Raw genomic sequence first — 25,880 nt, 5'->3', positions numbered from 1 at the left:
CTATGTACCAGTTTGTACTGGGAAAAATCTCCACTCTTTGCGCGGACCCGCTGGCGTCAACGCTCGCAGACAGGGCACCTCAGGGCGCCCGACAGGCCTCCTGGCTGGCCGGGAGGACGCTGCTCGCCAGAACGCTATCCCCTCGCCCGCTCCCCGACATCATTTACGGCGAGCAGGGCAAACCGGCCTTTGCGAAGGGGGATCCGCTGTGGTTCAACCTGAGCCACAGCGGTGACGATATCGCCCTGCTGATGAGCGATGAAGGCGAAGTCGGCTGTGATATCGAAGTGATTCGCCCGAGGAAGAACTGGCAGGCTTTGGCTAATGCGGTATTCAGCATGACGGAGCATGATGAGCTGGAGCGTGAAGCGCCCGAGGAACGGCTTTCCGCGTTCTGGCGTATATGGACGCGGAAAGAAGCGATTGTAAAACAGCGTGGCGGCAGTGCCTGGCAGATTGTCAGCATCGACAGCACCGCGCAGACGCACGCGGTCAGTCAGCTACAGGTCGGCTCGCTGAGCCTTGCCGTCTGCACATCGACGCCTTATGCCCTGACCAACGAGTCGATTATTCACGTTGGGACGTTCGGGGCAGAAAAATCACTAACACGCCCAGAATAATAAACCCGACGCCCACCAGCCCGTGCCAGGAGAAGCGCTCCTCCCAGCCCGGCAGCAGGATCGCGGCGCCCCACACCAGAATATAGCTGAGGCTCAGCAAGGCATAGGCTTTGCTGAGCGCCATACGGTGCAGCGCCAGATACCAGCAGCCCATCGAGGCCACATACCCCATCAACCCCAGCAGCAGCGCACCGGTACCTGACGAGAAGTGCCACAGCGCGGAAACAAACGCCAGGACCTCGTTGACCGGCGGCAATGCCTGCATGGCATAGCGCAGCAGCAGCTGCGCCGCGCTGACTAACAGCACGCTGCATAAGGCCCAGAACGCTCCTTTCACAGGCTCCCTCCCAGGACAACAATCCCAATGATGATGAACCCGACCCCCAGCCAGTGGTGCGAGGCGACGTTCTCACGCCAGAATGCCTTCGCCGCCAGCGTCACCCAGACAAAATTGAGGCTCAGCATGGGGTAGGCAATGCCGACGGGCAGGCGTTGCAGCACCACCAGCCAGACCAGCATCCCACTCCCCAGCGCCAGCAGTGCCAAACCCAGCCAAAGCGCGATATGCGCCCCACGCCGCCCGGCTTTCGCCGGACGGGTGGCTTGTTTCTGGCACAGCTGCCCCGCGCAGCTGAGCAAGCTTGCCAGTATCAGCCAGATCCAGGTCATCACTTCGGCAGATACTGCAGGTAGGCCAGACGGCCCTGGATATACAGGCTGTCCGGTTTCGGCAGGTTAGACTGCGTAATGTCGTCGTGTTTCGACAGCAGGAGCACCAGCGATACGCGGCCCTGCTGACGATGCTCCGCCAGCCATTGTGCAAAATCATCTTTACTGACAAAACGATCTTTCACGTCCGGATAATCTAGCCCGTAGCGCAGCTCGCCCGTCTGACCAAAGAGCGTGATGTCATTACGCTTAAGTTCCCAGGCAATACCGGACGCGATCCCAACGTTATCGGCAAGGATGAACCGACTCTCCTGCAGCGGCTCGCGCACGGTATCCACCAGCGACTGCGGCTGTTTGGAATCCACCACCATGTTTGGAATGGCAAAACCAATCAGCAGCGCCAGCCCTGCGGGGCACAGTGCCGCCAGCCACCAGCGCTGCTGACTCTGCCTGAGCGTAAACCAGCCTACCGCCGCCCAGATGAGGAATGCCACCACCGCACAGAAGACTTTATACAGTTCAACCGACGTCCAGACCGGATGCTTCGACAGTCCCCACGGTGAAACCACCAGCGCCGCCACCACGCCGATAACGCCAAACGCCAGGTTAATCCCGCCGTTAATGCGTAACGCTTTGGCGCCTTTTTCCGCCGCGAGGCAGGCATAGCGCGCCATCAGGATAGCCAGCGGGGCAAAGCACGGCAGGATATAGGTCGGCAGCTTGCCTTTGGCGATGCTGAAGAACAGCAGCGGCATCACCACCCAACCCAGCAGATAGAACCCGCCACCCGCGTTTTGTCTGTCATTCCAGCCGAGACGAAACGCGCCGGGCAGCAGCGCCAGCCACGGCAGGCTGCCCGCAATCAGGAATGGCACGTAGTACCAGAACGGGGCTTTGTGCTGCGCGTCGCTCTGGGCAAAACGCTGAATATGCTCAACCCAGAAGAAGTAACGCCAGAAATCAGGCTCACGGTGCGCAATGGCCAGCGCCCACGGCAGAACAATCAGCACGCAGCTCAGGATCGCGAGCCAGCCAAAAATCAGCACCTCTTTCCAGCGCTTCTGGGCGATCACCCACGGCAGGACGCCAATCACCGGTACCGCCAGCGCCAGGAAGCCTTTGGTCATCACTCCCATTCCGCAGGCCAGCCCAAGCAGCACATAGCCACCCGCTTTTCCGGCAACGGTTTGGGCCTGTGACGCCAGCCAGAAGCTGCACATCGCCGCCACCAGCCACAGGGTGATGATAGGATCCAGCACCGCATACGTGCCGATGCCATACACCAGGAACAGGGTCAGGAAGATAAGACCGGCGAAAATGGCTGTCCGCTTATCTCGCCAGAGACGCCAGGCCATCCAGATGACCAGCAGCGCCGCTACCCCGGTGGAGAATATGGATCCGGCGCGCACGGCGAGGTTGGTGTGCCCGAACAACAACTGCCCGATGCTGTTGATCCAGTAGCCTGCAATCGGTTTTTCAAAGTAACGCAGCCCCATAAAATGCGGGACAACCCAGTCTCCGGATGCCAGCATTTCGCGGCTGATTTCCGCATAGCGCGTTTCATCAGGCTGCCACAGCAGGCGGACATCGACCGGAATGAGGTAGTAAACGATAAACAGTGCGAGAAGCGCTAAGCCATAACGGGCTGTTTTCATGGGACCGGACTCACGGTTTGTTGATAGCCAAGCCAGCCTTCCCGGCCAGCCAGTTCATTACGTACGACTTTGCCCACGGGCAGGGTGCTGAGGTCGTCCGGCAGCAGCTCGCTCAACGGGCAGAATTCAATGCCCTCCTGAGCGGCCATCGTCAGCAGTTCATCGAAATCATGCTGATACGCTATTCCTTCCACTTCGGCATGGATGGTATACACCGGCGTACCGGCGTCACGATGGATGCGATCCAGAATGTAGCGATTGAACTCATCAGCCTTCACCTCGCGCCCGACCACTTCATCCCAGGTGGGAAGCGTGACCGGAATTTGCACCGTACCGTAGCGATTTTCGCCTAACAGCGGCAAAAAGGGCCCGGTTCCGCGGCAATCGCTGTTGTAGCGAAACGCGAAGGCTTCTTTGGCTTTCACGACGCGCTGATCCGCACGCCATCCCGCCACGGCGGAGCAGCGCACGGGCTGGCCGGTAATGGCCTCCAGCTCCAGCATCCCACGCTCGACCTCACGGGACAGGCGCGGGATGTCCCAGACGCCGGCCCAGGCTTGCCAGGCATGGTGATCCCAGGCATGCAGGCCGACCTCATGTAGCCGGGCCGCCTCACGGATAACGGCTTCATTACCCGCGCCGATGCGTCTGCCGGGCCAGGCGGTGCCGGCCAGCAAAATATCCCAGCCGTAGAGGGATGCTGCGCGCGAGCGCAGCATTTTGAACAGAAATGCCGGTTTAACCAGACGCCATAAATGGCGTCCCATGTTGTCAGGCCCCACGCTGAAGAAAATGCTGGAACGCACACCGTGCTTGCTCAGCAGTTCCAGCAGTTTGGGTACGCCGTCACGCGTTCCCCTGAAGGTGTCGACATCAATGCGTAAACCGACTTTTTTCATGAGTCCTGTTCCGACAGCTCCACGGTGCGCAGGAAGAAATCGAGCGTCTCATCGATGGTCAGCTCCATCTTCACCGTCGGCGTCCAGTTCAGGCAGCGCTTCGCGTTGCGGATGCTTGGCTTACGGTGCTCAACGTCCTGATACCCTTTGCCGTAGTAGCTGCTGCTTTCCACTTCGCGGAAACCGGCAAACGGCGGGAACTTATCGCGCAGCGGATGGCGCTCAAAGCTGGCCAGCAGCATCTCTGCCAGCTCGCGAATGCTCGCTTCGTTGTCCGGGTTACCGATGTTGATGATTTCACCGTTGCAGCGGTTATCTTTGTTTTCGATGATGCGGAACAGCGCTTCGATACCGTCGCTGATATCCGTAAAGCAGCGTTTCTGTTTCCCGCCTTCGATAAGCTTAATTGGCGAGCCTTCCACCAGGTTCAGGATCAGCTGGGTGATCGCACGGGAGCTGCCGATACGCGCCGCGTTCAGGTTATCCAGACGCGGGCCCATCCAGTTGAACGGACGGAACAGGGTAAAGCGCAGGCCCTCTTTCTCACCGTAGGCCCAAATCACGCGGTCCAGCAGCTGTTTGGAGACGGAGTAAATCCAGCGCTGTTTGTTGATCGGCCCGACCACCAGGTTGGAGGTGTCTTCATCGAAGTTCTTATCGGTACACATGCCGTACACTTCGGACGTGGACGGGAAGATGATGCGCTTGTCGTATTTCACGCAGTCGCGGATGATCTTCAGGTTCTCTTCGAAGTCCAGCTCGAACACGCGAAGCGGGTTACGGGTGTACTCAATCGGGGTGGCAATGGCGACCAGCGGCAGCACCACGTCGCATTTTTTAATGTGGTATTCGATCCACTCGGAATGGATGCTGATGTCCCCTTCCACGAAGTGGAAACGCGGGTTGCCGAGGAAACGACCGATCGCATCTGAGCCAATATCCAGACCGTAGATTTCATAGTTATCGTCTTTGAGCAGACGTTCAGTCAGGTGGTTCCCGATAAAGCCGTTCACGCCGAGGATAAGCACGCGGGTACGGCGCTTAATGGCAACAACCGGTGCGCTGGTGATCAGCGCCCCGGCCACCAGACCCAGAGACTGCGCCAGCTGCGTGCCCTGAACGTACAGGCCGTTGTCGGTTTGTCCGGTGACGATCTCCAGCGCCTGCTCGCCGCAGGTCACAATCAGCGGGGAGACGGAGACGACGGTGCCCGGCTTAGCGGCAGGGATGTCGTCACGCACGCGGGATTTCCAGACGATAAATTTGCTTACGCCAGCAAAGCTGTACGCGCCCGGCCACGGGTCGGTCACGGCGCGCACCAGGTTGTGCAGCTGGCGAGCGGGCTTGTTCCAGTCCAGACGACCGTCTTCCGGCTTGCGGCGGCCAAAGCTGCTTGCCTTGCTCTCATCCTGCGCGGTCTCGCTAAAAGTGCCGCTGAGAATGGCGGGAAGTGCATCACGCAGCAGCGTCTGCGCCGTCGCATTCAGCTTTTGATGCAGCTGCAGCGCCGTTTCGTCCGCATCAATAGCGACCTTCTGCTGTGCCACGATAGCGCCCGCATCCGCACGGCGCACCATGCGGTGCAGCGTCACGCCCGTTTCCGTTTCACCGTTCACCAGCGCCCAGTTCAGCGGGGCGCGGCCACGGTAGGCAGGCAGCAGAGAGCCGTGAAGATTAAAGGCGCCTTTTGCGGCCAGACCTAAGATCTCGTCGGAGAGCAGGTTGCGATAGTAGAACGAGAAAATCACGTCAGGCGCGAGCGCGCGAATGCGATCCACCCACAGCGGATGGTTTACGTCGTCTGGCGCATAAACCGGGATCCCACGCTCGGCGGCGATACGCGCCACGGAGCCAAAAAAGTTATTCTCTCCGGCCGTGTCCGGATGGGTAAAGATTGCCGCAATGTCATAGCCTGCTTCCAGCAGGGCCAGCGTGCCCGTGCACCCCATATCGTGATAGGCAAATACAACAGCTTTCATGGGTGAATTTCCTCTTGAGATGCTTTGTGTTCCTGACGGACAACACGTTGAATAAAGTAGCGCGGACGCGCGCGAACATCGTTATAGATACGGCCAATGTATTCACCGAGAAGGCCCATCCCGACAAACTGGGCGCCGATGAACATAAACAGCACGGCAAAGAGCATGAAGACCCCTTCCGCCGCCCACTGCGGGCCAAAGACCAGTCGCAGTACCACCAGCAGGACGGACAGCGCAAACCCGGCCACGGCGATGATGCTGCCGAAAACGCTCAGCAGACGCAGCGGTGTGGTGGTCAGGCAGGTGATGAGGTCATACATCAGGTTGATGAGACGCATAAAGCTGTACTTCGATTCCCCGTGCTCGCGCTCGGCGTGCAGAACCGGAATTTCCGTTGCCTTACGGGCAAAGGTATTGGCGAGGATCGGAATAAAGGTGCTGCGCTCATGGCAATGCAGCATGGCGTCGACAATATGGCGGCGGTAGGCGCGCAGCATGCAGCCGTAATCGCCCATCGCTTTGCCGGTCGTACGCTGGATAAGACGGTTGATGGTACGTGAGGCAAGCTTGCGGAACAGGCTGTCCTGACGGTTCTGACGCACAGTGCCGACCACGTCATAGCCTTCATCGGCTTTGGCGACCAGGCGCGGGATCTCTTCCGGCGGGTTCTGCAGGTCAGCGTCCAGGGTGATGATCAGATCGCCCGTGACGTGGCTAAACCCTGCCATAATCGCCGAGTGCTGGCCGTAGTTGCGGTTGAGCAGCACGGCAACAATGTGGCTGCCTTCAGCCTGCGCGGCCTCTGTCAGCATCAGCGCGGAATTATCGCTACTGCCGTCATCCACCAGCAGGATTTCGTAAGCCTTGCCCATCGTGTCGCAGGCGGCCGTTGTACGGCGGATCAGTTCGGGCAGGCTCTCCTGCTCGTTATAAACCGGGATTACCACGGAAACTTTTTGTACAGGCGGTGCACTGAACATATCAATGTCCTGCAAGCTGATGGAGTGCGGTAATGACGCGGGTTGTGTCGTCATGAGTCATGTCCGGGAAAAGAGGGAGGGAACAAATACGCGCGCTATTCCATTCAGAATTCGGGAGCGATACATCAGGAAAACGCTCGCGGTAGTATTTTTGGGTGTGCGCCGCGCGGAAGTGGAGGCCGGTACCGATGCCTTTCTCTTTCAGCGCCGCCATCAGGTTGTCGCGTGAGATCCCACAGCGCGCTTCATCAACGCGAATAATAAACAGGTGCCAGGCGTGCACGTGCGGCCATAACGGAATGGTGAGCGGCTGGAACGGCGTATCGGCAAGCTCCCGCAGGTAGCGTTCGGCGATTTCCTGGCGGCGCCTGTTGGCCTCTTTCAGCTTGCCTAACTGCACCAGCGCCAGCGCGGCGTTGATGTCTGCGAGGTTGTATTTATAGCCCGGCGCAATCACTTCCGCCTGCGGCGCACGACCGTGCGTCTGGCGGTCATAGGCATCTACGCCCAGGCCATGGAATTTCAGACTGCGGATCCGCTGTGCCAGCTGGGCATTATCCGTGACGACTAAGCCGCCTTCCGCGCAGGTCATATTTTTAATGGCGTGGAAGGAAAAAATCGCCGTCCCTTTCCAGCCCACATGACGGTTCTTGTAGTACGTTCCGGCGGCATGGGCCGCATCTTCAATCACCGGAATACCGTGACGTTCACCAATGGCATGAATAGCGTCAATTTCACACGGCGCACCGGCATAATGAACGGGAATAATGGCTTTGGTACGCGGGGTAATGGCGGCTTCAACGGCTTCAGGCGTCACCATTAATGTATCTTTGTCCACATCAATCATGACCGGCGTGGCACCCAGCAACACGATCATATTCAGCGTGGACACCCAGGTCTGGGAAGGGGTAATGACTTCATCGCCCGGGCCAATATCCAGCGCCATCAGCGTAACGTGCATCCCCGCGGTGGCTGAACAGACGGCAATCGCATGCTGATTCCCGGTAAGTTGACAGAATGCCTCTTCAAGTTCCTGATTCTTAGGCCCCGTGGTGATCCAGCCCGACATCAGAACGTCCTGAAGCGCCGCAATTTCCTCAGCGCCCATCGACGGTCGCGAAAAAGGCAGAAAATCACTCATTATTAATTTCCTTGCTGTATTAAAGGCGTCATCTTTTACTGCGCTGTCGTAATGGGCAGCTCAATGGGATCATGCAAGATGGTTATTAAATAAAGACCAAATAAAATTAAGTCGCTATAACAGTTATGTCAACAAACCATCAACTGAAGCAAAAGTAGCGTCGTTTTCTTAGGAAAAAATTAAGACAGGTGAGAAGCAGAAGGGAAACAGCACATAGAAGAGAATAGAAAGTCGTTTTACAACAGCAAGATAGTGATTCTAACTATTTTTTTGTTTTTTGTGGGTGGACTCACAGCGATTACTCTACTATTTCATTTCGTTTACATTAAAATTATAAGAAAAGTAAATGAATACTCAACCAAAATAAAAATCCCGGAGGTTTGGGTGGGAATTCCGTCATCCTCCGGGAACTTTCTATTTATATCAATTGTCGCGCATTCAACTGTCGCGCTTAGTTAAGATTAGCAGGAAAATCATTCGGCAATTCACTGGCCGCGCAGGCGATAACGCTTTCATTATTTGCACCGCAGTCGCGCACAAAGGTGATTGTGGCAAATTCATCAATCACTTCCGTTGGATACGCCGGGCCTGCATCGCGATAGCTGTTCATCAGCGGAATGTGGTCGTTCTGGAAGCAGACGGTTTTTTCCGGATTGTTCATGACCCAGCGTGGGAAGAAGATGGTGCCGTGGAACAGTTTGTCGCCCAGGTTCACGATCAGGCTGACGTCGGTACCGGTTGGCTCGGTCCAGGAAATTTTATAGATGCTTTCCCCTACCCGCACGATGTAAGCCTGCTGATCTTTCACCCAACGGTTGGCCACCAGACCGCTGTGAATACGGTAATCAAGCGTGGTCTCATTTTTTACATAAATCTCGTAGTTCCAGCCGTTATCGTATGTATAAACAAGGTGTTTGCCAACGAAGCCGCTTAAGTCATGTTTGTCGAAGGTGTTCATAAGATGTCTCCTTTGTTTTGATGAGACGATCGTACCCCTTCAAAAAATGAATGAATAACGCTATGTTTTAATCAAATTCATCCAAATTTTAGATAAATTATGCACAAGACGACGCTGGAACAATGGTCCTTACTGGCGAAGGTGGTTGAGGCGGGCAGCTTTGCCAAAGCCGCGGAAGAAACCCACCGCAGCCAGTCCTCGGTGAGCTATAACCTGTCGCTGCTGCAGGAGCGGCTGGGCGTGGCGCTGCTGGTCCCGGAGGGGCGACGGGCGGTGTTAACCCCGGCGGGAGAACTGCTTCTCAACCAGGTTAAACCGCTGCTGAAAGCGTTTTCGTACGTCGAGACGCGCGCATCGACCCTTCGCAACGGGATGCGCACGCGGTTGGATCTGGTGGTGGACTCTATTTTCCCGCGCCGCCGCCTGTTCGCCATCCTGCGTCAGTTCCAGCAGCAGTATCCGCAGACCCAGGTACGACTCACCGAGGTGCTGGAAAATACCCGCGCCGACGCCATTAACGACGAAGCCGACGTGATGATCTTAACCCGCCGCCAGGACATTACCGGGCTCGGCGAATGGCTGATGAATATCGACTTTGTTGCCGTGGCCCATCACCAGCATCCCCTCTTTCACCTCGACGCGCCGCTAAATGATGAGATGCTGCGCCCGTGGCCGCTTATCCAGATTGCGGACAGCCAGTCCGCCGCGCGCGCGGTCGGCGAGTCGTGGACGTTTTCCACCATTGATGCCGCCATTGAAGCCGTCGTCTCTCAGGTCGGGTACGGCTGGCTGCCAGAGGAACGCATCCAAACCCAGCTGGATCAAGGCGTGCTGAAACGCCTGCCGCTGAGCCACGGTGCGCGCAGGGCAACGCCGCTTCACCTGATTGTAAAGCGCTCCCTCGCCCCGCTTGATGAGCAGGTTGAGACGCTGTTGCGCCTTTTTAGCCAGGAGCCGTCATCCTCACCTGCTACGCTTTAAGGTCCGAACGTTTAAAGGATAAGGAGCAGATGATGAAAATCGACTTTGCGGAGAAAGTGGCGCTGGTGACCGCCTCAACCGGCGGGATCGGATTCGCCATTGCCAGAGGTCTGGCAGAAAGCGGTGCGGAAGTGATCGTCAATGGCCGTAGTACGGAATCGGTGAATAAAGGCATTCAGCAGCTACAGCAGGTGGTGCCGGGCGTACAGGTACGTGCCGCGATTGCCGATCTCAGCACGGCGGAAGGGGTCGAGTCGCTTCTGAAGGTGGCGAATAGCGTCGATATCCTGGTTAACAACGCCGGGATTTACGGTCCGCAGGATTTCTATTCCACCGACGATGAGACCTGGGAGCGTTACTGGCAGACCAACGTGATGTCCGGCGTGCGTCTGTCCCGCGCCCTGCTGCCTGGCATGGTGCAGAAAGGCTGGGGACGCGTGGTGTTTATCTCCTCCGAGTCGGCCTGCAATATCCCGGCGGATATGATCCACTACGGCGTGACCAAAACGGCGCAGCTCTCGCTGGCGCGCGGGCTGGCGAAATTTGCGGCGGGAAGCGGCGTGACGGTCAACAGCGTACTGCCAGGCCCGACGATGTCAGACGGTTTCGCAGAGATGATGAAAGATGAAATCGAAAAAACCGGCAAATCGCTGGAGCAGCTGGCGAAAGAGTTTGTGATGGCCAACCGCCCCAGCTCGGTTATTCAGCGTGCGGCCACGGTTGAAGAGGTGGCCAATATGGTGATTTATGTCTGTTCGCCACAGGCCTCCGCCACCTCGGGCGCGGCATTGCGCGTCGACGGCGGCGTCGTGGATGACATCATCTGACGCTGTCAGGCCGCACTGCCTGCAACCCGACGGGCGGTAATGAAGTGTGCTTGCCAGTAATCATCGGTCAGGGTTGAGACTGTTACCCCCTGGCTGCTTGAGGCATGAATAAACTGGCTATTGCCAATATAAACGCCGACGTGCTTGCGGTTCGGGCCCGTCTGGAAGAAGACCAGATCGCCGGCTCTCAGGCGGTATTGTGCCACCTGCACGCCGCGATGGATCTGCTCGCGCGTCGTGCGCGGTAAATTAAGATGCGCCGCGTCGCTGAACAGGTGCTGCATCAGCGCGGAGCAATCCACCCCGCGATGCGTGGTTCCGCCCCACTGGTACTGGGTGCCTTTCCATTTCTGGTATTGATCGAGAATACGCGAGCGCAGCGGGCCTGTTTCCTGATGCACCAGCGCAGATTTCGCCGGTGATACTGCCAGCTCACTGTTCATCGATAGCATCGACGCTGGAAGTTGAAAACTCATTGCAGAAAACGAAGCAAAACTTAACGTGAGGATTGAAATAAGCGATCTAAGAGTCATATCAATAAAGAAGTAGTGAGTGAGTTTTTCCTTACCTGTGGGGCCCAAGGGTTCCCCGAAATATCTTGCGATGTGGCGATAATATAGACAGTTCATTTTTTCACCAATCCTTATCGAGGCCAAAATTGGACTCACTTTGAGATCGCAAGATCGAGAAAAAAATGGTGGTGATATAAGGACTGTCCAGCTAAAGCAGGTAAACTGATCCGCAGAATGTGTATTTCAGCTAAGACGTATTTATGACCAATATGATTGCCGACGAGACGGTGGCAAAATCCAGCGTGCTCTCCGTCTTTGACTTTGACGGGACGTTAACACACCACGACAGCTTTATTCCTTTCCTGCGTTTTGCCTTCGGTAAACGTTACTTCGCGGGCCGCCTGGTGCGTATGGCGCTGCCCACGCTCCACTGCGTGCGTCGCAAGCTGACGCGCGATGAGCTGAAGGAAGTGCTGATTAAAACGTTCCTGACGGGCGTGGATGAACACTGGCTACGCCAGCAGGCGGAAGCCTTTTGCGAAAAATACTGGAACAAGCTGATGCGTCCGGAGGGCGTGATGGCCGTCGCTGCAGAGGTAAATTCCGGTGCGGAGGTGACCATCTGTTCCGCGTCTCCTGCGCTGGTGCTCCAGCCGTGGGCCGACAAGCTGGGCATTAAGCTGATTGGCACGCAGTTGGAAGTGAAAGACGGCAAGCTGACGGGGCGCATCACGGGCAACAACTGCCGCTGCGCCCAGAAGGTGGCAAGATTGGAAAAGGTGTATGGCGATCTGAACGCCTATCACCTGCGCGCCTGGGGCGACACCCGCGGCGACCACGAGCTGCTGGCGGCGGCGCAGGATCCGCACTGGCGACACTTCCATCACCCGCGCAAGCGCCGGAATTCACCGATTAAGGGTTAGGTGCGGTCTGGTGCCCTCACCCCGGCCCTCTCCCACAGGGAGAGGGAGAAAACCAAACCGTAGGCCCGGTAAGCGAAGCGCCACCGGGCGATGCATCAGGCAGTACGTTTCCCCGGGAACATCACGCTCGCAATAATCCCCAGCGCCAGCACGCCCAGTACCACAAACAGGCTGGCGGTCGCGCCAATGCTGTAACCGTGATGCCAGAAGTGGTCGGTGGCGTTTAATCCCAGCTTGAACGCCACGAAGAACAGCAGCAGCACCACGGCTTTCTCGAGGTGCACCAGATACTGCTTCAGCGCCTCCAGCACGAAGTAGAGCGTACGCAGGCCGAGAATGGCGAACATCATGGCGCTGTAGATAATCAGCGGTTCGCGGCTCACGGCAATAATGGCCGGTACGGAGTCAAACGCGAACATCACGTCAGAGAGTTCGACGACGGCCACGCAAAGCAACAGCGGCGTCGCATAGCGCTTCGCCTTCTTCACGCGGCCAACCATCACGTCCTGGTTTTCCGGCTTCTCCAGCTCCGCATCCACCTCTTTCTGCGTCAGAATAAAGGCGTTGCTGCTGATTTTCGGCCAGACCGGATAGAAGCGCTTCACCAGGCGATAGGCGAGGTGACCCGAGTAATCTTCCACTTCATCACTCTCTTCATTGCGCCTGAGCATCATCACCGCCGTCCAGCCGACGACCAGCGCGAAAATCACCTCAACGTACGGCCCCAGGCTTAACAGGCTGGTGCCGATAGCCACAAAGATGCCGCGGAAGACAATCGCCCCCAGCACGCCCCAGTAAAGCACGCGGTGACGGTACTTATCCGGCACGCCGAACCAGGCGAAAATCGCCATCATTACAAACAGGTTATCGACGGAGAGCACCTCTTCCAGCGCGTAGCCGGTGAGGAACAGGCTCGCCATCTCGGCGCCGTGGTGAACATACAGGAATCCGGCGAAGGCCATCGCCATCATGACCCAGAAAATGGACCACATCGCCGCGCTTTTCAGCGAGACTGGTTTATCGTGACGGTGCATAAAGAGGTCGATAAACATCGCCCCAACGGCCATCACCACAAAGACAACAACGGTTTCCGTCGGGAAACCGAGATGAGCAGCAGACATACAAAACCCTTTTGGCAGACAAAACACAACACCATGCAAACTGGCGTAAACCAGGAACAGAAAAGGGCGGGCCGTTAATCAGCCTCTTCGCCCTCAAAATCGCAGCCTTCTGGCCGCGCAAGGAGGAGTACTTTACCTTACCCGACGGGGATCGTGCATCAGCCGTTTAGGCGCTCATGCCGCGCAAACGCTGCAGCACCGCCACCAGAACCGCCACGGACCACCCTACCATCAACGCGCCCACCAGCCCTTCCACACCGCCGATGAGCCGCCAGTGCTGGGGTAACGTGACGTCGCCGTATCCTACCGTCGCGTAGCTCACCAGTGAAAAATAGAAGCTGGTGTTCCAGTCATTAAACGCGTCGATGACGAAATAAAACGCAGCAAACAGTCCGGCCTCAAGAAGTTGGTGCAATAATTGCGTTGCGTGATTATTTCTCTGCCAGCGCCTGTGCGCAGGCCCAGGCGCTTGCCCATGCCCACTGGAAGTTGTACCCGCCGAGCCAGCCGGTCACATCCATCACTTCGCCAATAAAATAAAGCCCCGGCACGTTGCGTGCTTCCATGGTGCGGGACGAGAGCTCATTCGTGTCGACCCCGCCCAGCGTCACTTCCGCCGTGCGGTAGCCTTCGGTGCCGTTTGGCTGCACGCGCCAGGCTGTCAGCGTCTCAACCAGCGTCTCCTGCTCGCGGCTGTTAAGCTGCCTGAGCGACACATCCGGGATCTGCCCCAGCACCTGCAAACATTCCACCAGGCGTTTTGGCAGCTGCATTGCCAGCGTGTTTTTCAGGCTTTGATTTGGGTGCGCGGTACGCTGCTCGTTAAGGAACGCGTCGAGATCGCAGTCCGGGAGCAGGTTAACCGTGACGAATTCCCCCGGCTGCCAGTAGCTGGAGATTTGCAGTACCGCCGGGCCGGAGAGGCCGCGATGGGTAAAGAGCAGATTTTCACGGAACACCGTCCCGTCTTCGGCGGTAATGACCGAGGGAACAGACACGCCAGACAGCGTCTGAAGCTGTTCGAGAAGCGGTTTATGCAGCGTGAACGGCACCAGCCCGGCGCGCGTGGGCAAGACTTTCAGGCCAAACTGTTCGGCAATCTTATAGCCAAACGGGGAGGCGCCCAGCCCCGGCATGGACAGGCCGCCGCTGGCGATCACCAGGCTGTCTGCGCTGACGGTTTCACCGTTGAGCTGCAGCGTGTAGCCCTGGTCGTCGCGGGCGACCTCCAGCACTTCCGTGCGCAGGCGCGTGACGACGCCGCCCTTCTCGCACTCGGCCACCAGCATATCGACAATCTGCTGCGCGGAGTCGTCGCAGAACAGCTGTCCCAGCGTCTTTTCATGCCACGCAATGCCGTGCTTACCCACCAGATCGATAAAATCCCACTGGGTGTAACGCGCCAGCGCAGATTTACAAAAATGACGGTTTTGGCTCAAATAGGCCGCGGGTTCAACATACAGATTAGTGAAGTTACAGCGCCCGCCGCCGGACATCAGGATCTTACGGCCTGGCTTTTTACCGTTATCCAGCAGCAGCACGCGACGACCCGCCTGTCCGGCCATCGCCGCACAAAACATACCCGCCGCACCGGCGCCAATTACCACGGCATCAAACCTTTCCACGTCAAAATCCTCTTTGTTAACTGCCGCGGATTGTAAAGTTTCCTCTGTGGTCACACCAGCGTAAAAAGATATTACAAAGCCATTCCCTTGAAATTTAAAGAATATCCTTTCAGGCACTTTTCTCAATTCAGGTGGTATGTCAAAAAAAGTCTATATTTCACTTTGCCCGCCGTGCATTTGTCCTGGATAATGCGCCGCGTTCATGTCCTCAAAATGGCGTAACGTCCTATGCTACATTTGTTTGCCGGCCTGGATTTACATACCGGGCTTTTATTATTGCTTGCTCTGGTTTTTGTACTGTTTTACGAAGCGATCAACGGCTTCCACGACACTGCAAACGCAGTAGCGACGGTTATCTACACTCGCGCAATGCGATCGCAGCTTGCGGTTGTTATGGCGGCGGTATTTAACTTTTTTGGTGTCCTCCTGGGCGGACTGAGCGTTGCGTATGCCATTGTGCATATGCTGCCAACGGATCTGCTGCTTAACGTAAGTTCTGGCCATGGCCTCGCTATGGTGTTCTCAATGCTGCTTGCTGCAATTATCTGGAACCTCGGTACCTGGTATTTCGGCCTGCCTGCATCCAGTTCTCACACCCTCATCGGCGCGATTATCGGTATCGGGTTAACGAATGCCCTCATGACCGGTACATCGGTTGTTGATGCGTTAAATATCCCGAAAGTACTGGGGATCTTCGCCTCACTCATCGTCTCCCCTATCGTGGGTCTGGTGGTGGCTGGCGGGCTGATCTTCATCCTGCGTCGTTACTGGAGCAATACTAAAAAACGCTCCCGTATTCACCTGACGCCAGCAGAGCGTGAAAAGAAAGACGGCAAGAAAAAGCCGCCATTCTGGACGCGTATTGCCCTGATCATTTCCGCTATCGGCGTGGCTTTCTCACACGGCGCGAACGATGGTCAGAAAGGCATTGGTCTGGTGATGCTGGTACTGATTGGCGTCGCACCGGCGGGATTCGTGGTCAACATGAATGCTTCCGGCTACGAAATCACCCGTACCCGCGATGCGGTCAACAACGTCGAAACCTACTTCCAGCAGCATCCCGATCTGCTGAAGAAGGCGACCGGCGTTGACCAGTTAATCCCTTCTCCGGAAGCGGGTGCCGCGACTGCACCTGGTGAGTTCCACTGCCATCCGGCAAACGCGATTAACGCGCTGGAACGTGCGAAAGGCATGCTGGGCAATATCGAAAGCTATGACAAACTGACCGTAGAGCAGCGTGGTCAGCTGCGTCGCATTATGCTGTGCATCTCTGATGTGACGGATAAAGTGGCGAAGCTGCCTGACGTGAATGCTGACGACCAGCGTCTCCTGAAGAAACTGAAAGGCGATATGCTCAACACCATCGAGTACGCGCCAATCTGGATCATCATGGCCGTCGCGCTGGCGCTGGGTATCGGTACGATGATTGGCTGGCGTCGCGTGGCGACCACCATCGGCGAGAAGATCGGTAAGAAAGGCATGACCTATGCGCAGGGTATGTCCGCGCAGATGACGGCGGCAGTGTCTATCGGTCTGGCGAGCTACACCGGTATGCCGGTATCCACCACCCACGTACTCTCTTCGTCCGTGGCAGGTACCATGATTGTTGACGGTGGCGGCCTGCAGCGCAAAACCGTAACCAACATTCTGATGGCCTGGGTGTTCACCCTTCCGGCCTCTATCCTGCTGTCTGGCGGTTTGTACTGGATTTCGCTGAAGCTGATTTAATCGGTTGAAGGCGACAAAAAGCGGGTCAGGAAACTGACCCGCTTTTTTTTATGGCTGCTATTTGCCATGAAGTGTTTGATAACATGAGGATTTTCTGAACATTTTTTGTTCAATTTTAAGACACAGAAAAAACTATCATGGCGGCCAGAAGAAAAATCCAGACAAAGGAGAATGTATGGCTTCTGTCCCTATCTCAGGACCGGGTTCAATCGTTATAGCGAACAATATGCGTGAGGCACGCCTTAACGGAATGTCACGCAATATGGCCACGCCCTCAACGTATTATTGGTTCTACCAAAAAGTCCGAAATGGTGGTCCTTGGGATTATAAAAAATTCGACCCTTATTTTGCTGCATTTGGTAACTTCAACTTCGGAGCCGCAGGTACTGCGGCAGGGATCCCTGCAAACATCCTTCTTATGGGCGCAGGCTGGGCTCAAGGTCGGGCAGGTACCTCAAAACCGGAATGGGGAAAATGGTACGAAAAGCCTCCTTACGGAGACGACCCAACGGACCAGCGCAACATCAGAGAAGGAATAGAGTATGCCATTCAAAACGGCTATTAAATGGATTCATCGCCTTGTTACCGTTTCGCTTCTGGTTCTGGTCATTGGATTTCTCTGGTTAAACCATCAGCCCAATCAGCGAGATAGCGATGAGCTACAGCGCGTTTATAAATTATCCGATAGCGTCTGGCTCTATATGACCGTGAACAATCAGGGTGGCACAACCGTACCACCAATCTACCGTTACTATCTTTCGGGGGAAATAGCAGGAAAAGATACCGACATTATCCGTCAACTGACCATGAAGCATCCTGTCATTGAAGGTACAGGTACGATTACCGCGGCCAGCATTGATACAAACGGAGAAGTTAAGATCACCTATAGCGGGAAGGTTATTTCGATTGAGAGCGATATCTCCGATCTCCGGTTCACGGTTAAGCTCTGAGCCAGAGGAAAGAAGGCGGGGCTGACCCCGCCTGCTGTGGTGCTCAGTGCCAAATCATCAATGCAATCATACTGACTACGACCAGCCCGCACAGGGCGCTGGTCAAAATGAACTGACGACGCAGGCGCTCGCAGCGACGAATAAACTCTTCATCGTGATGATCGCGGTAGCGCTGGTAGTAGATGTATCCCACCAGACGCATCTGCTTGCTGGGCTGTCCATGCGAGGTGAAGAATCCTCCACCGTCCACATACTGATAAAGCAACGGATCGCAACCACGAAGTACCACTAACAGCGCACGTAACGATGAGAAGTAGCGCGCCATATTCACTATGCAAACCACGCATAACGCCCAAAACAATGCGACGGTGCTAATCATACATCCTCCCCGGCGTCCGCCCACGAAGCAAGGCTCCTGAGCTACCGCACCCCAATGCCCTGACAGACAGTTCAGTGAAAGAATGACCAAAAGTCGATCCGGTTCGCGTTTTAATATCCGAACGGCTCATTTAATAGTGTAGGAGATCCGTTAATTTTTTTGCCACAAGGTTAATCGTTATCAACACCAAAGCTTGAAAAATATGTTTAACTGGGCCGTAATGAAAGCATCAGACGACGGCTTTCCCATTTAGTCATCGATAACTTAAGGAAGGAGTAACACTATGGCTTACAAACACATTCTCATCGCGGTAGACCTCTCCCCGGAGAGCAAAGTGCTGGTTGATAAAGCGGTATCCATGGCACGCCCCTACAATGCGAAAGTTTCGCTGATCCACGTTGACGTGAATTACTCCGACCTCTATACCGGTCTGATCGACGTGAATCTCGGCGATATGCAGAAACGCATCTCCGAAGAGACTCACCACGCCCTGAGCGAACTGTCCACCAACGCAGGTTATCCGATTACCGAAACCCTGAGCGGCAGCGGCGATCTGGGCCAGGTGCTGGTTGATGCGATCAAGAAATACGACATGGACCTGGTGGTGTGCGGTCACCATCAGGACTTCTGGAGCAAGCTGATGTCTTCAGCGCGCCAGCTGATTAACACCGTTCACGTGGATATGCTGATTGTTCCACTGCGTGACGAAGAAGACGAGTAAGCGCGTTAAATTCCCCTCACCCTAACCCTCTCCCACAGGGAGAGGGAAATAGATCGAGGACGTAGGCCGGGTAAGGCGAAGCCGCCACCCGGCTTTTTTTATTCCGGCGTACCCGGATAAATATCAAACCGGTGTCCTTTAGTGGTCACCGCGTTAGTGGTCGCAACGTCCGCCAGCGGCGGCGCATAGTCCGGGCGCTTTACCACCACCCGCTTCGTCGCGAGCTGACGAGCCGGCTCCAGCAGGCCATCGGCATCCAAATCCGGCCCCACCAGCGACTGAAACACCCGCATCTCTTTCTTCACCAGCGCGCTTTTCTGCTTATGCGGGAACATGGGGTCGAGATAGACCACCTGCGGGCGCGGGGTGATGTCGGTCAGCGCCGTCAGGCTGGACGCGTGGATCAGCTGTAGTCGTTCCTGCAGCCACGGGCCGATTTCCGGGTCCGCATAGCCCCGCGCTAGCCCATCGTCGAGCAGCGCAGCCACCACCGGATTACGCTCCAGCATCCGCACGCGGCAGCCGACAGACGCCAGCACAAAGGCATCACGCCCTAACCCCGCCGTGGCATCGACCACGTCCGGAAGATAGCTCCCTTTGATGCCGACCGCTTTAGCCACCGCCTCGCCGCGACCGCCGCCGAACTTGCGCCGGTGCGCCATCGCGCCGCCGACAAAGTCGACAAAAATCCCGCCGAGCTTCGGTTCGTCGCGCTTGCGTAATTCAAGGTGCGCTGGCGTCATCACCAGCGCCATCAGGTTTTCTTCATCGTGCTCCAGCCCCCAGCGGGCCGCCAGAACAGATAAGGCGCCGTCTCCGGCGCCCGTTTCATCCACTAGGCAGATCTTCACGTAACAATCAGCCTTTGATCCCGTAATGCTCAAGCATCGCATCCAGCTGCGGCTCGCGCCCGCGGAAGCGTTTGAACAGCACCATTGGTTCTTCAGACCCGCCGCGGGTCAGGATGTTATCGAGGAACGACTGACCCGTTTCGCGGTTGAAGATCCCCTCTTCTTCGAAGCGAGAGAAGGCATCTGCCGCCAGCACGTCGGCCCACAGGTAGCTGTAGTAACCCGCCGCGTAGCCGCCAGCGAAGATGTGGCTGAAGGCGTGCGGGAAGCGGCCCCAGGTTGGCCCTGGAATAACGGCAACCTGCTTTTTAATCTCGCCCAGAGTTTCAAGGATTTTCGCACCCTGCTCCGGGCTAAACTCGGCGTGCAGGCGGAAGTCGAACAGGCCGAACTCCAGCTGACGCAGGATGAACATCGCCGCCTGGTAGTTTTTCGCAGCCAGCATTTTATCCAGCAGCTCTTTCGGCAGCGGTTCGCCGGTCTCATAGTGGCCGGAGATAAACGCCAGCGCGTCCGGCTCCCAGCACCAGTTTTCCATAAACTGGCTTGGCAGCTCGACCGCATCCCACGGCACGCCGCTGATACCGGCCACGCCTGCGGTTTCGATGCGGGTCAGCATGTGGTGCAGACCGTGACCGAACTCGTGGAACAGGGTGATCACTTCGTCGTGGGTGAACAGCGCCGGTTTGCCGCTGACCGGGCGGTTAAAGTTACAGGTCAGGTAGGCGACCGGCTTCTGCAGAGAGCCGTCGGCTTTACGCATCTGGCCCACGCAGTCGTCCATCCACGCCCCGCCGCGCTTGTTCTCACGCGCGTAGAGATCGAGGTAGAAGCTGCCGCGCAGTTCGTTTTTCTCGTCATACAGTTCGAAGAAGCGCACGTCCGGGTGCCAGACGTCGATGTCGGTACGCTCTTTGGCGGTGATACCATAGATGCGTTTCACCACTTCGAACAGGCCGTTAACGGCTTTGTTTTCCGGGAAGTACGGGCGCAGCTGCTCGTCGCTGATGCTGTAGAGGTGTTGCTTCTGTTTTTCGCTGTAGTAGGCGATATCCCACGGCTGCAGCTCGTCCACGCCGAACTCCGCTTTCGCGAAGGCGCGCAGCTGGGCCAGCTCTTTCTCACCCTGAGGACGGGCGCGTTTCGCCAGATCGGTCAGGAAGTCGAGTACCTGCTGCGGGTTCTCCGCCATTTTGGTGGCGAGGGATTTATCGGCGTAGTTTTCGAAGCCCAGCAGCTGTGCCAGCTCGTGACGCAGGGCGAGGATTTCCGCCATGACCGGGCTGTTGTCCCACTTACCGGCATTCGGCCCCTGATCGGAGGCGCGGGTGCTGTACGCGCGGTACATCTCTTCGCGCAGCGCCTGGTTGTCGCAGTAGGTCATCACCGGCAGATAGCTCGGGATATCCAGCGTTAACAGGAAACCGTCCTGCTCTTTCGCCTCGGCCTGGGCTTTTGCCGCCGCCAGCGCGCTTTCCGGCATACCCGCCAGCTCCGCTTCGTCGGTAATCAGCTTCGTCCAGCCCATGGTGGCGTCGAGCACGTTGTTGCTGTACTGGTTGCCCAGCTCGGACAGGCGCGCGGCAATTTCACCGTAGCGGGTCTGCTTCTCTTTTGGCAGGCCAATCCCGGACAGCTCAAAATCACGCAGGGCGTTATCGACCGATTTTTTCTGCGCCGTGTTCAGTTCGGCATAATGGTCGCCGTCGCGCAGGTCGCGGTAGGCTTTGTACAGCCCTTCGTGCTGGCCGACCCAGGTGCTGTACTCAGAGAGCAGCGGCAGGGTCTGTTCGTAGGCTTCGCGCAGTTCCGGGCTGTTTTTTACCGAGTTCAGGTGGCTCACCGGGGAAAAGATACGCCCCAGCACGTCGTCCACTTCGGCCAGCGGCTGACACAGATTTTCCCAGGTGTACGGCGCGCACTGCGCTACCACGTTTTCTACCGCCGCGCGGCAGTTGTCCAGCGATTGCGTAACGGCTGGAACCACATGCTCAGGGAGGATTTTAGAAAACGGCGGCAACGAAAAAGGCGTCAGTAATGGATTGGTCATAAACGCTGTCCTGTTGAAATAGGTGAATGAAGCGCGCATCCGGCGCTGTGCATATGGGATCTAGAATGGGGTTAAGTGTAGAGGATTTCAATGCCGAAGGTTGTCGAAAAACGCCCGGTGGCACTGCGCTTACCGGGCCTACGGGTAATCTGCGCCGTTCTGCTGTAAACTGTGGCAAATCGTCACTTCAGCGGAATATCATTACCCATGCTCAGTTATCGCCACAGCTTCCACGCAGGCAACCACGCCGACGTCCTTAAACACACCGTTCAGAGCCTGATCATCGAATCGCTCAAAGAGAAAGAGAAGCCGTTTCTCTATCTGGACACGCACGCGGGCGCGGGCCGTTATCAGCTGAGCGGCGAGCATGCCGAGCGTACCGGTGAATATCTGGAAGGGATTGCCCGCATCTGGCAGCAGGACGATCTGCCTGCCGAGCTGGAGCCGTACATCGGCGTGGTAAATCACTTCAACCGCAACGGCCAGCTGCGCTACTACCCGGGCTCGCCGCTGATTGCACGCCAGCTGCTGCGCGAGCAGGACAGCCTCCAGTTGACCGAGCTGCATCCGAGCGATTTCCCGCTGCTGCGTTCTGAATTTCAGAAAGACAGCCGCGCACGCGTGGAAAAATCCGACGGTTACCAGCAGCTGAAAGCCAAGCTGCCGCCGGTTTCCCGTCGCGGCCTGGTGCTGATCGACCCGCCGTACGAAATCAAAACCGACTATCAGGCGGTGGTGACCGGTATCCACGAAGGCTACAAACGCTTCGCCACCGGGACATACGCCCTGTGGTATCCGGTGGTGCTGCGCGCGCAAATCAAACGCATGATCAAAGACCTGGAAGCGACCGGCATCCGCAAAATCCTGCAGATTGAGCTGGCGGTTCGTCCGGACAGCGATCAGCGCGGCATGACCGCCTCCGGGATGATTGTGATCAACCCGCCGTGGAAGCTCGAAGCGCAGATGAACAACGTGCTGCCGTGGCTGCATAAAACGCTGGTGCCAGCGGGTACAGGCCACGCCACGGTCAGTTGGATCGTGCCGGAGTAATCGCAGCCATCGGTGGAAACTATTGATTTCAGGTATACAATCGCGGCAATTCACGATTAAGGACAAAAGCTATGACTAAGCATTATGACTACATCGCAATCGGCGGCGGCAGCGGCGGCATCGCCTCCATCAACCGTGCGGCCATGTACGGCCAGAAGTGCGCGCTGATTGAAGCCAAAGCGCTGGGCGGCACCTGCGTGAACGTGGGTTGTGTACCGAAGAAAGTGATGTGGCATGCGGCGCAGATCCGTGAAGCTATCCATATGTATGGCCCGGACTACGGCTTTGACACCACCATCAACCACTTCGACTGGGACAAACTGATCGCCAGCCGTACCGCCTACATTGACCGTATTCACACCTCGTACGACAACGTGCTGGGTAAAAATAACGTTGACGTCATCCACGGCTTCGCCCGCTTTGTGGACGCGAAAACGATCGAAGTGAACGGCGAGACGATCACCGCCGATCGCATCCTGATCGCCACCGGCGGTCGTCCGAGCCACCCGAACATCCCGGGCGTGGAATACGGCATCGACTCCGACGGCTTCTTCGAGCTGCCTGCCCTGCCTAAGCGCGTTGCCGTTGTGGGCGCGGGTTACATCGCGGTGGAACTGGCCGGGGTGATTAACGGCCTGGGCGCTGAGGCGCACCTGTTCGTACGTAAACACGCGCCGCTGCGCAGCTTTGACCCGCTGATCGTCGACACGCTGGTTGAAGTGATGAACGCCGAAGGCCCGACCCTGCACACCAACGCCGTGCCAAAAGCGGTCGTGAAAAACGCGGACGGCAGCCTGACGCTTGAGCTGGAAGATGGCCGCAGCCAGACCGTCGACTGCCTGATCTGGGCGATTGGCCGTGAACCGGCGAACGATAACTTCAACCTGGGCGTGACCGGCGTGAAAACCGACGAAAAAGGCTATATCGTCGTCGATAAATTCCAGAACACCAGCGTACCGGGCATTTATGCGGTCGGCGATAACACCGGTGCGGTTGAGCTGACGCCGGTGGCCGTTGCGGCGGGCCGTCGTCTCTCCGAGCGCCTGTTTAACAACAAGCCGGACGAGCATCTGGATTACAACCTTATCCCAACCGTAGTCTTCAGCCACCCGCCAATCGGCACCGTCGGCTTAACCGAGCCGCAGGCGCGCGAGCAGTATGGCGACGACCAGGTGAAAGTGTATAAATCGGCCTTCACCGCGATGTATACCGCCGTCACCTCGCACCGTCAGCCGTGCCGCATGAAGCTGGTATGTGTGGGCCCGGAAGAGAAGATTGTCGGCATCCACGGCATCGGCTTCGGCATGGACGAGATCCTGCAGGGCTTCGCCGTGGCGCTGAAGATGGGCGCAACGAAGAAAGACTTCGACAACACGGTGGCAATCCACCCGACGGCCGCAGAAGAGTTTGTGACCATGCGTTAATTCTGATGCCCCTCCCTCGAGGGGCATTTTTTTTTAACATTCATAAATCGTTGCAAAACGAATGCTCCGAAAATAGTGATCTACCGCACATATCCCTCCCCAACTACCGAAGCGAATGTCTACGCTTATAAGACGCCCGGATAAACCTGTCTTTTGACCACACAACCGGAGGTCCCTATCACCATGTTCAACCAGAAACTACAGGCTACCGAGAACATCGAGTTCGAGATTGCAGAAGAGCTGCGCTACGAGACCGATCCCTGCGAGTTGAAACTGGATGAAATGATTGAGGCGGAGCCGGAACCCGAAATGATCGAGGGGCTACCCGCCTCCGATGCGTTGACGCCCGCAGACCGCTATCTTGAACTGTTCGAGCACGTGCAGTCGTCGCGGCTGTTTGCGGACAGTAAAACCTTCCCCGACTGCGCGCCGAAGATGGATCCGCTGGATATCCTGATCCGCTACCGCAAGGTCAGACGCCACCGGGATTTCGACCTGCGTCAGTTTGTGGAGAACCACTTCTGGATGCCGGAAACGTACGGCACAGAATATGTCTCCGACCCGGGCCTTTCCCTGAAAGAGCACATTGATAACCTGTGGCCGGTGCTGACGCGCGAGCCGCAGGATCATATTCCCTGGTCTTCTCTGCTGGCGCTGCCGCAGGCCTATATCGTCCCCGGCGGGCGATTCAGCGAGACCTACTACTGGGATTCCTATTTCTCCATGCTGGGGCTGGCGGAGAGTGGCCGTAACGATCTGCTCAAATGTATGGCGGACAACTTCGCCTGGCTGATTGAGCGCTACGGGCATATCCCCAACGGCAACCGCACCTATTATCTCAGCCGCTCGCAGCCGCCGGTCTTTGCCCTGATGGTGGAGCTGTTCGAGGAGGACGGCGTGCGCGGTGCGAAACGCTATCTGGACCACCTCAAAATGGAGTACGCCTTCTGGATGGACGGCGCGGAGTCGCTGCTGCTTAACCAGGCCTACCGCAGCGCCGTGCGCATGCCGGACGGCTCGCTGCTCAACCGCTACTGGGACGACCGTGATACCCCGCGCGACGAATCGTGGATTGAGGACGTGGAAACGGCCCGCCACTCGGGTCGTCCGCCCAACGAGGTGTATCGCGATCTGCGCGCGGGGGCGGCGTCCGGCTGGGATTATTCGTCCCGCTGGCTGCGCGATCCGTCGCGGCTCGCCAGCATCCGTACCACGCAGTTTATCCCCATCGACCTAAACGCCTTCCTGTTTAAGCTGGAAAGCGCTATTGCCAACATCTCGGCGTCGAAAGGGGATAAAGAGACGGCAGAGGTGTTCCGCCAGAAAGCCAACGATCGCCGCGCGGCGGTGAACCGCTATCTGTGGGACGAGGAGAGCGGCTGTTACCGCGATTACGACTGGCGTCGCGAGGAACAGGCGCTGTTCTCGGCAGCCAGCATTGTACCGCTGTACGTTGGCATGGCGACGCACGAGCAGGCCGAGCGCCTGTCTGACGCGGTCAAAGCGCGGCTGCTGACGCCGGGCGGAATTCTGGCGACCGAGTACGAAACCGGCGAGCAGTGGGATAAACCCAACGGCTGGGCGCCGCTGCAGTGGATGGCGATTCAGGGGTTCAAGCAGTACGGCAACGATTCGCTGGGCGATGAGATCGCCTGGAGCTGGCTGCATACGGTGAACCATTTTTATCAGACGCATCATAAGCTGATTGAGAAGTACCACATCGCCAGCAGTACGCCGCGAGAAGGTGGCGGGGGTGAGTATCCGCTGCAGGACGGTTTCGGCTGGACGAACGGCGTGGTGCGGCGGCTAATTGGGTTGTATGGGGAGCCTTAAGGGG

The 25,880-nt window shown here is 57.2% G+C and carries 26 protein-coding genes; 11 read left to right on the top strand and 15 right to left on the bottom strand.

Translation table 11 applies throughout. The annotated features are described in order from the left end of the window. Window positions 1-2 precede the first annotated feature (2 nt). Window positions 3-620 carry a 4'-phosphopantetheinyl transferase AcpT gene (gene acpT, locus V4835_RS01665; protein WP_331411071.1) on the top strand — a complete coding sequence of 206 codons (618 nt, stop codon included), beginning with the start codon at window positions 3-5 and terminating at the stop codon, window positions 618-620. On the opposite strand, the gene arnF is transcribed toward acpT, so the two are convergent. The 8 genes from arnF to V4835_RS01625 all read right to left on the bottom strand — a co-directional run bounded on the left by arnF (window position 568) and on the right by V4835_RS01625 (window position 8,901). Further along, window positions 568-957: a 4-amino-4-deoxy-L-arabinose-phosphoundecaprenol flippase subunit ArnF gene (arnF, locus tag V4835_RS01660; protein ID WP_331411070.1), complete on the bottom strand. Its 390-nt coding sequence runs from the start codon at window positions 955-957 to the stop codon at window positions 568-570. The two genes, acpT and arnF, sit on opposite strands and share 53 nt — an antisense overlap. Next, window positions 954-1,289 carry a 4-amino-4-deoxy-L-arabinose-phosphoundecaprenol flippase subunit ArnE gene (gene arnE, locus V4835_RS01655; protein WP_063144277.1) on the bottom strand — a complete coding sequence of 112 codons (336 nt, stop codon included), beginning with the start codon at window positions 1,287-1,289 and terminating at the stop codon, window positions 954-956. Before arnE ends, arnF begins: the two co-directional genes overlap by 4 nt. Continuing rightward, a complete protein-coding gene (gene arnT / locus V4835_RS01650; protein ID WP_331411069.1) occupies window positions 1,289-2,944 on the bottom strand; it encodes a lipid IV(A) 4-amino-4-deoxy-L-arabinosyltransferase in 1,656 nt (551 codons plus the stop codon). Before arnT ends, arnE begins: the two co-directional genes overlap by 1 nt. Further along, on the bottom strand, window positions 2,941-3,843 hold the full coding sequence (gene arnD / locus V4835_RS01645; protein WP_331411068.1) for a 4-deoxy-4-formamido-L-arabinose-phosphoundecaprenol deformylase: 903 nt from the start codon (window positions 3,841-3,843) through the stop codon (window positions 2,941-2,943). The genes arnT and arnD overlap by 4 nt, the downstream gene beginning before the upstream one ends. After that, the gene (gene arnA, locus V4835_RS01640; protein WP_331411067.1) at window positions 3,840-5,822 is read right to left on the bottom strand and encodes a bifunctional UDP-4-amino-4-deoxy-L-arabinose formyltransferase/UDP-glucuronic acid oxidase ArnA; all 1,983 of its coding nucleotides are present in this window, start codon (window positions 5,820-5,822) and stop codon (window positions 3,840-3,842) included. Before arnA ends, arnD begins: the two co-directional genes overlap by 4 nt. Then, window positions 5,819-6,802, bottom strand: a complete 984-nt coding sequence (gene arnC, locus V4835_RS01635; protein WP_023333737.1) for an undecaprenyl-phosphate 4-deoxy-4-formamido-L-arabinose transferase — start codon at window positions 6,800-6,802, stop codon at window positions 5,819-5,821. The genes arnA and arnC overlap by 4 nt, the downstream gene beginning before the upstream one ends. Window position 6,803: 1 nt before the next feature. Then, a complete protein-coding gene (arnB, locus tag V4835_RS01630; RefSeq protein ID WP_331411066.1) occupies window positions 6,804-7,943 on the bottom strand; it encodes a UDP-4-amino-4-deoxy-L-arabinose aminotransferase in 1,140 nt (379 codons plus the stop codon). Between the two features lie 451 nt (window positions 7,944-8,394). Continuing rightward, entirely contained in the window at window positions 8,395-8,901 is a 507-nt protein-coding gene (locus V4835_RS01625) for a phenolic acid decarboxylase (protein ID WP_024908855.1), read from the bottom strand. Window positions 8,902-9,000: 99 nt separating this feature from the next. Between V4835_RS01625 and V4835_RS01620 the strand changes: the two genes are divergently transcribed. Beyond that, the gene (locus V4835_RS01620; RefSeq protein ID WP_063144281.1) at window positions 9,001-9,882 is read left to right on the top strand and encodes a LysR family transcriptional regulator; all 882 of its coding nucleotides are present in this window, start codon (window positions 9,001-9,003) and stop codon (window positions 9,880-9,882) included. 32 nt (window positions 9,883-9,914) lie between these two features. Beyond that, the gene (locus V4835_RS01615; RefSeq protein ID WP_331411065.1) at window positions 9,915-10,709 is read left to right on the top strand and encodes an SDR family NAD(P)-dependent oxidoreductase; all 795 of its coding nucleotides are present in this window, start codon (window positions 9,915-9,917) and stop codon (window positions 10,707-10,709) included. Between the two features lie 5 nt (window positions 10,710-10,714). Here the strand turns inward: V4835_RS01615 and V4835_RS01610 are convergent, their stop codons facing one another. Continuing rightward, window positions 10,715-11,161: an NlpC/P60 family protein gene (locus tag V4835_RS01610; protein WP_235836556.1), complete on the bottom strand. Its 447-nt coding sequence runs from the start codon at window positions 11,159-11,161 to the stop codon at window positions 10,715-10,717. Window positions 11,162-11,481: 320 nt separating this feature from the next. On the opposite strand from V4835_RS01610, the gene V4835_RS01605 reads away from it, so the two are divergent. Continuing rightward, complete coding sequence (locus V4835_RS01605; protein WP_074147273.1) at window positions 11,482-12,144, top strand: HAD family hydrolase; 663 nt, start codon at window positions 11,482-11,484, stop codon at window positions 12,142-12,144. A 95-nt stretch (window positions 12,145-12,239) separates the two neighbouring features. On the opposite strand, the gene V4835_RS01600 is transcribed toward V4835_RS01605, so the two are convergent. The 3 genes from V4835_RS01600 to V4835_RS01590 all read right to left on the bottom strand — a co-directional run bounded on the left by V4835_RS01600 (window position 12,240) and on the right by V4835_RS01590 (window position 14,890). After that, window positions 12,240-13,265, bottom strand: a complete 1,026-nt coding sequence (locus tag V4835_RS01600; RefSeq protein WP_023333744.1) for a TerC/Alx family metal homeostasis membrane protein — start codon at window positions 13,263-13,265, stop codon at window positions 12,240-12,242. A gap of 166 nt (window positions 13,266-13,431) precedes the next feature. Continuing rightward, window positions 13,432-13,680 carry a potassium channel family protein gene (locus tag V4835_RS01595; RefSeq protein WP_331411064.1) on the bottom strand — a complete coding sequence of 83 codons (249 nt, stop codon included), beginning with the start codon at window positions 13,678-13,680 and terminating at the stop codon, window positions 13,432-13,434. A 16-nt stretch (window positions 13,681-13,696) separates the two neighbouring features. Beyond that, window positions 13,697-14,890 carry an NAD(P)/FAD-dependent oxidoreductase gene (locus V4835_RS01590; protein ID WP_331411063.1) on the bottom strand — a complete coding sequence of 398 codons (1,194 nt, stop codon included), beginning with the start codon at window positions 14,888-14,890 and terminating at the stop codon, window positions 13,697-13,699. 228 nt (window positions 14,891-15,118) lie between these two features. Here V4835_RS01590 and pitA point away from each other — a divergent pair, with 228 nt between their 5' ends. From pitA to V4835_RS01575, 3 genes are all read left to right on the top strand, one after another. Further along, on the top strand, window positions 15,119-16,618 hold the full coding sequence (gene pitA, locus V4835_RS01585) for an inorganic phosphate transporter PitA (RefSeq protein WP_045327197.1): 1,500 nt from the start codon (window positions 15,119-15,121) through the stop codon (window positions 16,616-16,618). Between the two features lie 175 nt (window positions 16,619-16,793). Continuing rightward, window positions 16,794-17,183: a polymorphic toxin type 44 domain-containing protein gene (locus V4835_RS01580; RefSeq protein ID WP_029740249.1), complete on the top strand. Its 390-nt coding sequence runs from the start codon at window positions 16,794-16,796 to the stop codon at window positions 17,181-17,183. Continuing rightward, complete coding sequence (locus V4835_RS01575; protein WP_331411062.1) at window positions 17,161-17,568, top strand: hypothetical protein; 408 nt, start codon at window positions 17,161-17,163, stop codon at window positions 17,566-17,568. The genes V4835_RS01580 and V4835_RS01575 overlap by 23 nt, the downstream gene beginning before the upstream one ends. A 43-nt stretch (window positions 17,569-17,611) precedes the next feature. Here V4835_RS01575 and uspB read toward each other — a convergent pair whose 3' ends face one another. After that, window positions 17,612-17,947, bottom strand: coding sequence for a universal stress protein UspB (uspB, locus tag V4835_RS01570; RefSeq protein WP_003861224.1), 336 nt, complete (start codon window positions 17,945-17,947; stop codon window positions 17,612-17,614). Window positions 17,948-18,230: 283 nt separating this feature from the next. On the opposite strand from uspB, the gene uspA reads away from it, so the two are divergent. Beyond that, the gene (gene uspA / locus V4835_RS01565; protein ID WP_003861223.1) at window positions 18,231-18,668 is read left to right on the top strand and encodes a universal stress protein UspA; all 438 of its coding nucleotides are present in this window, start codon (window positions 18,231-18,233) and stop codon (window positions 18,666-18,668) included. A gap of 98 nt (window positions 18,669-18,766) precedes the next feature. On the opposite strand, the gene rsmJ is transcribed toward uspA, so the two are convergent. Next, window positions 18,767-19,519 carry a 16S rRNA (guanine(1516)-N(2))-methyltransferase RsmJ gene (rsmJ, locus tag V4835_RS01560; RefSeq protein ID WP_331411061.1) on the bottom strand — a complete coding sequence of 251 codons (753 nt, stop codon included), beginning with the start codon at window positions 19,517-19,519 and terminating at the stop codon, window positions 18,767-18,769. 7 nt (window positions 19,520-19,526) lie between these two features. Then, window positions 19,527-21,569 (bottom strand): oligopeptidase A, encoded by a 2,043-nt coding sequence (gene prlC / locus V4835_RS01555; protein ID WP_331411060.1) that lies wholly within the window; start codon window positions 21,567-21,569, stop codon window positions 19,527-19,529. A gap of 207 nt (window positions 21,570-21,776) precedes the next feature. Between prlC and V4835_RS01550 the strand changes: the two genes are divergently transcribed. The 3 genes from V4835_RS01550 (at window position 21,777) to V4835_RS01540 (ending at window position 25,876) form a co-directional block, all read left to right on the top strand. Then, entirely contained in the window at window positions 21,777-22,619 is an 843-nt protein-coding gene (locus V4835_RS01550) for a 23S rRNA (adenine(2030)-N(6))-methyltransferase RlmJ (protein ID WP_023333753.1), read from the top strand. A 71-nt stretch (window positions 22,620-22,690) separates the two neighbouring features. Next, window positions 22,691-24,043 carry a glutathione-disulfide reductase gene (gorA, locus tag V4835_RS01545; protein ID WP_063144289.1) on the top strand — a complete coding sequence of 451 codons (1,353 nt, stop codon included), beginning with the start codon at window positions 22,691-22,693 and terminating at the stop codon, window positions 24,041-24,043. Between the two features lie 183 nt (window positions 24,044-24,226). Continuing rightward, window positions 24,227-25,876, top strand: a complete 1,650-nt coding sequence (locus V4835_RS01540; RefSeq protein WP_063144290.1) for an alpha,alpha-trehalase — start codon at window positions 24,227-24,229, stop codon at window positions 25,874-25,876. Window positions 25,877-25,880: the final 4 nt, after the last annotated feature.

Source organism: Enterobacter cloacae complex sp. CARB60 (genome assembly GCF_036487345.1).
In the GTDB taxonomy this organism is placed as follows: Bacteria; Pseudomonadota; Gammaproteobacteria; order Enterobacterales; family Enterobacteriaceae; genus Enterobacter; species Enterobacter asburiae_D.
This window is presented reverse-complemented; position numbering and strand designations above follow the sequence as displayed.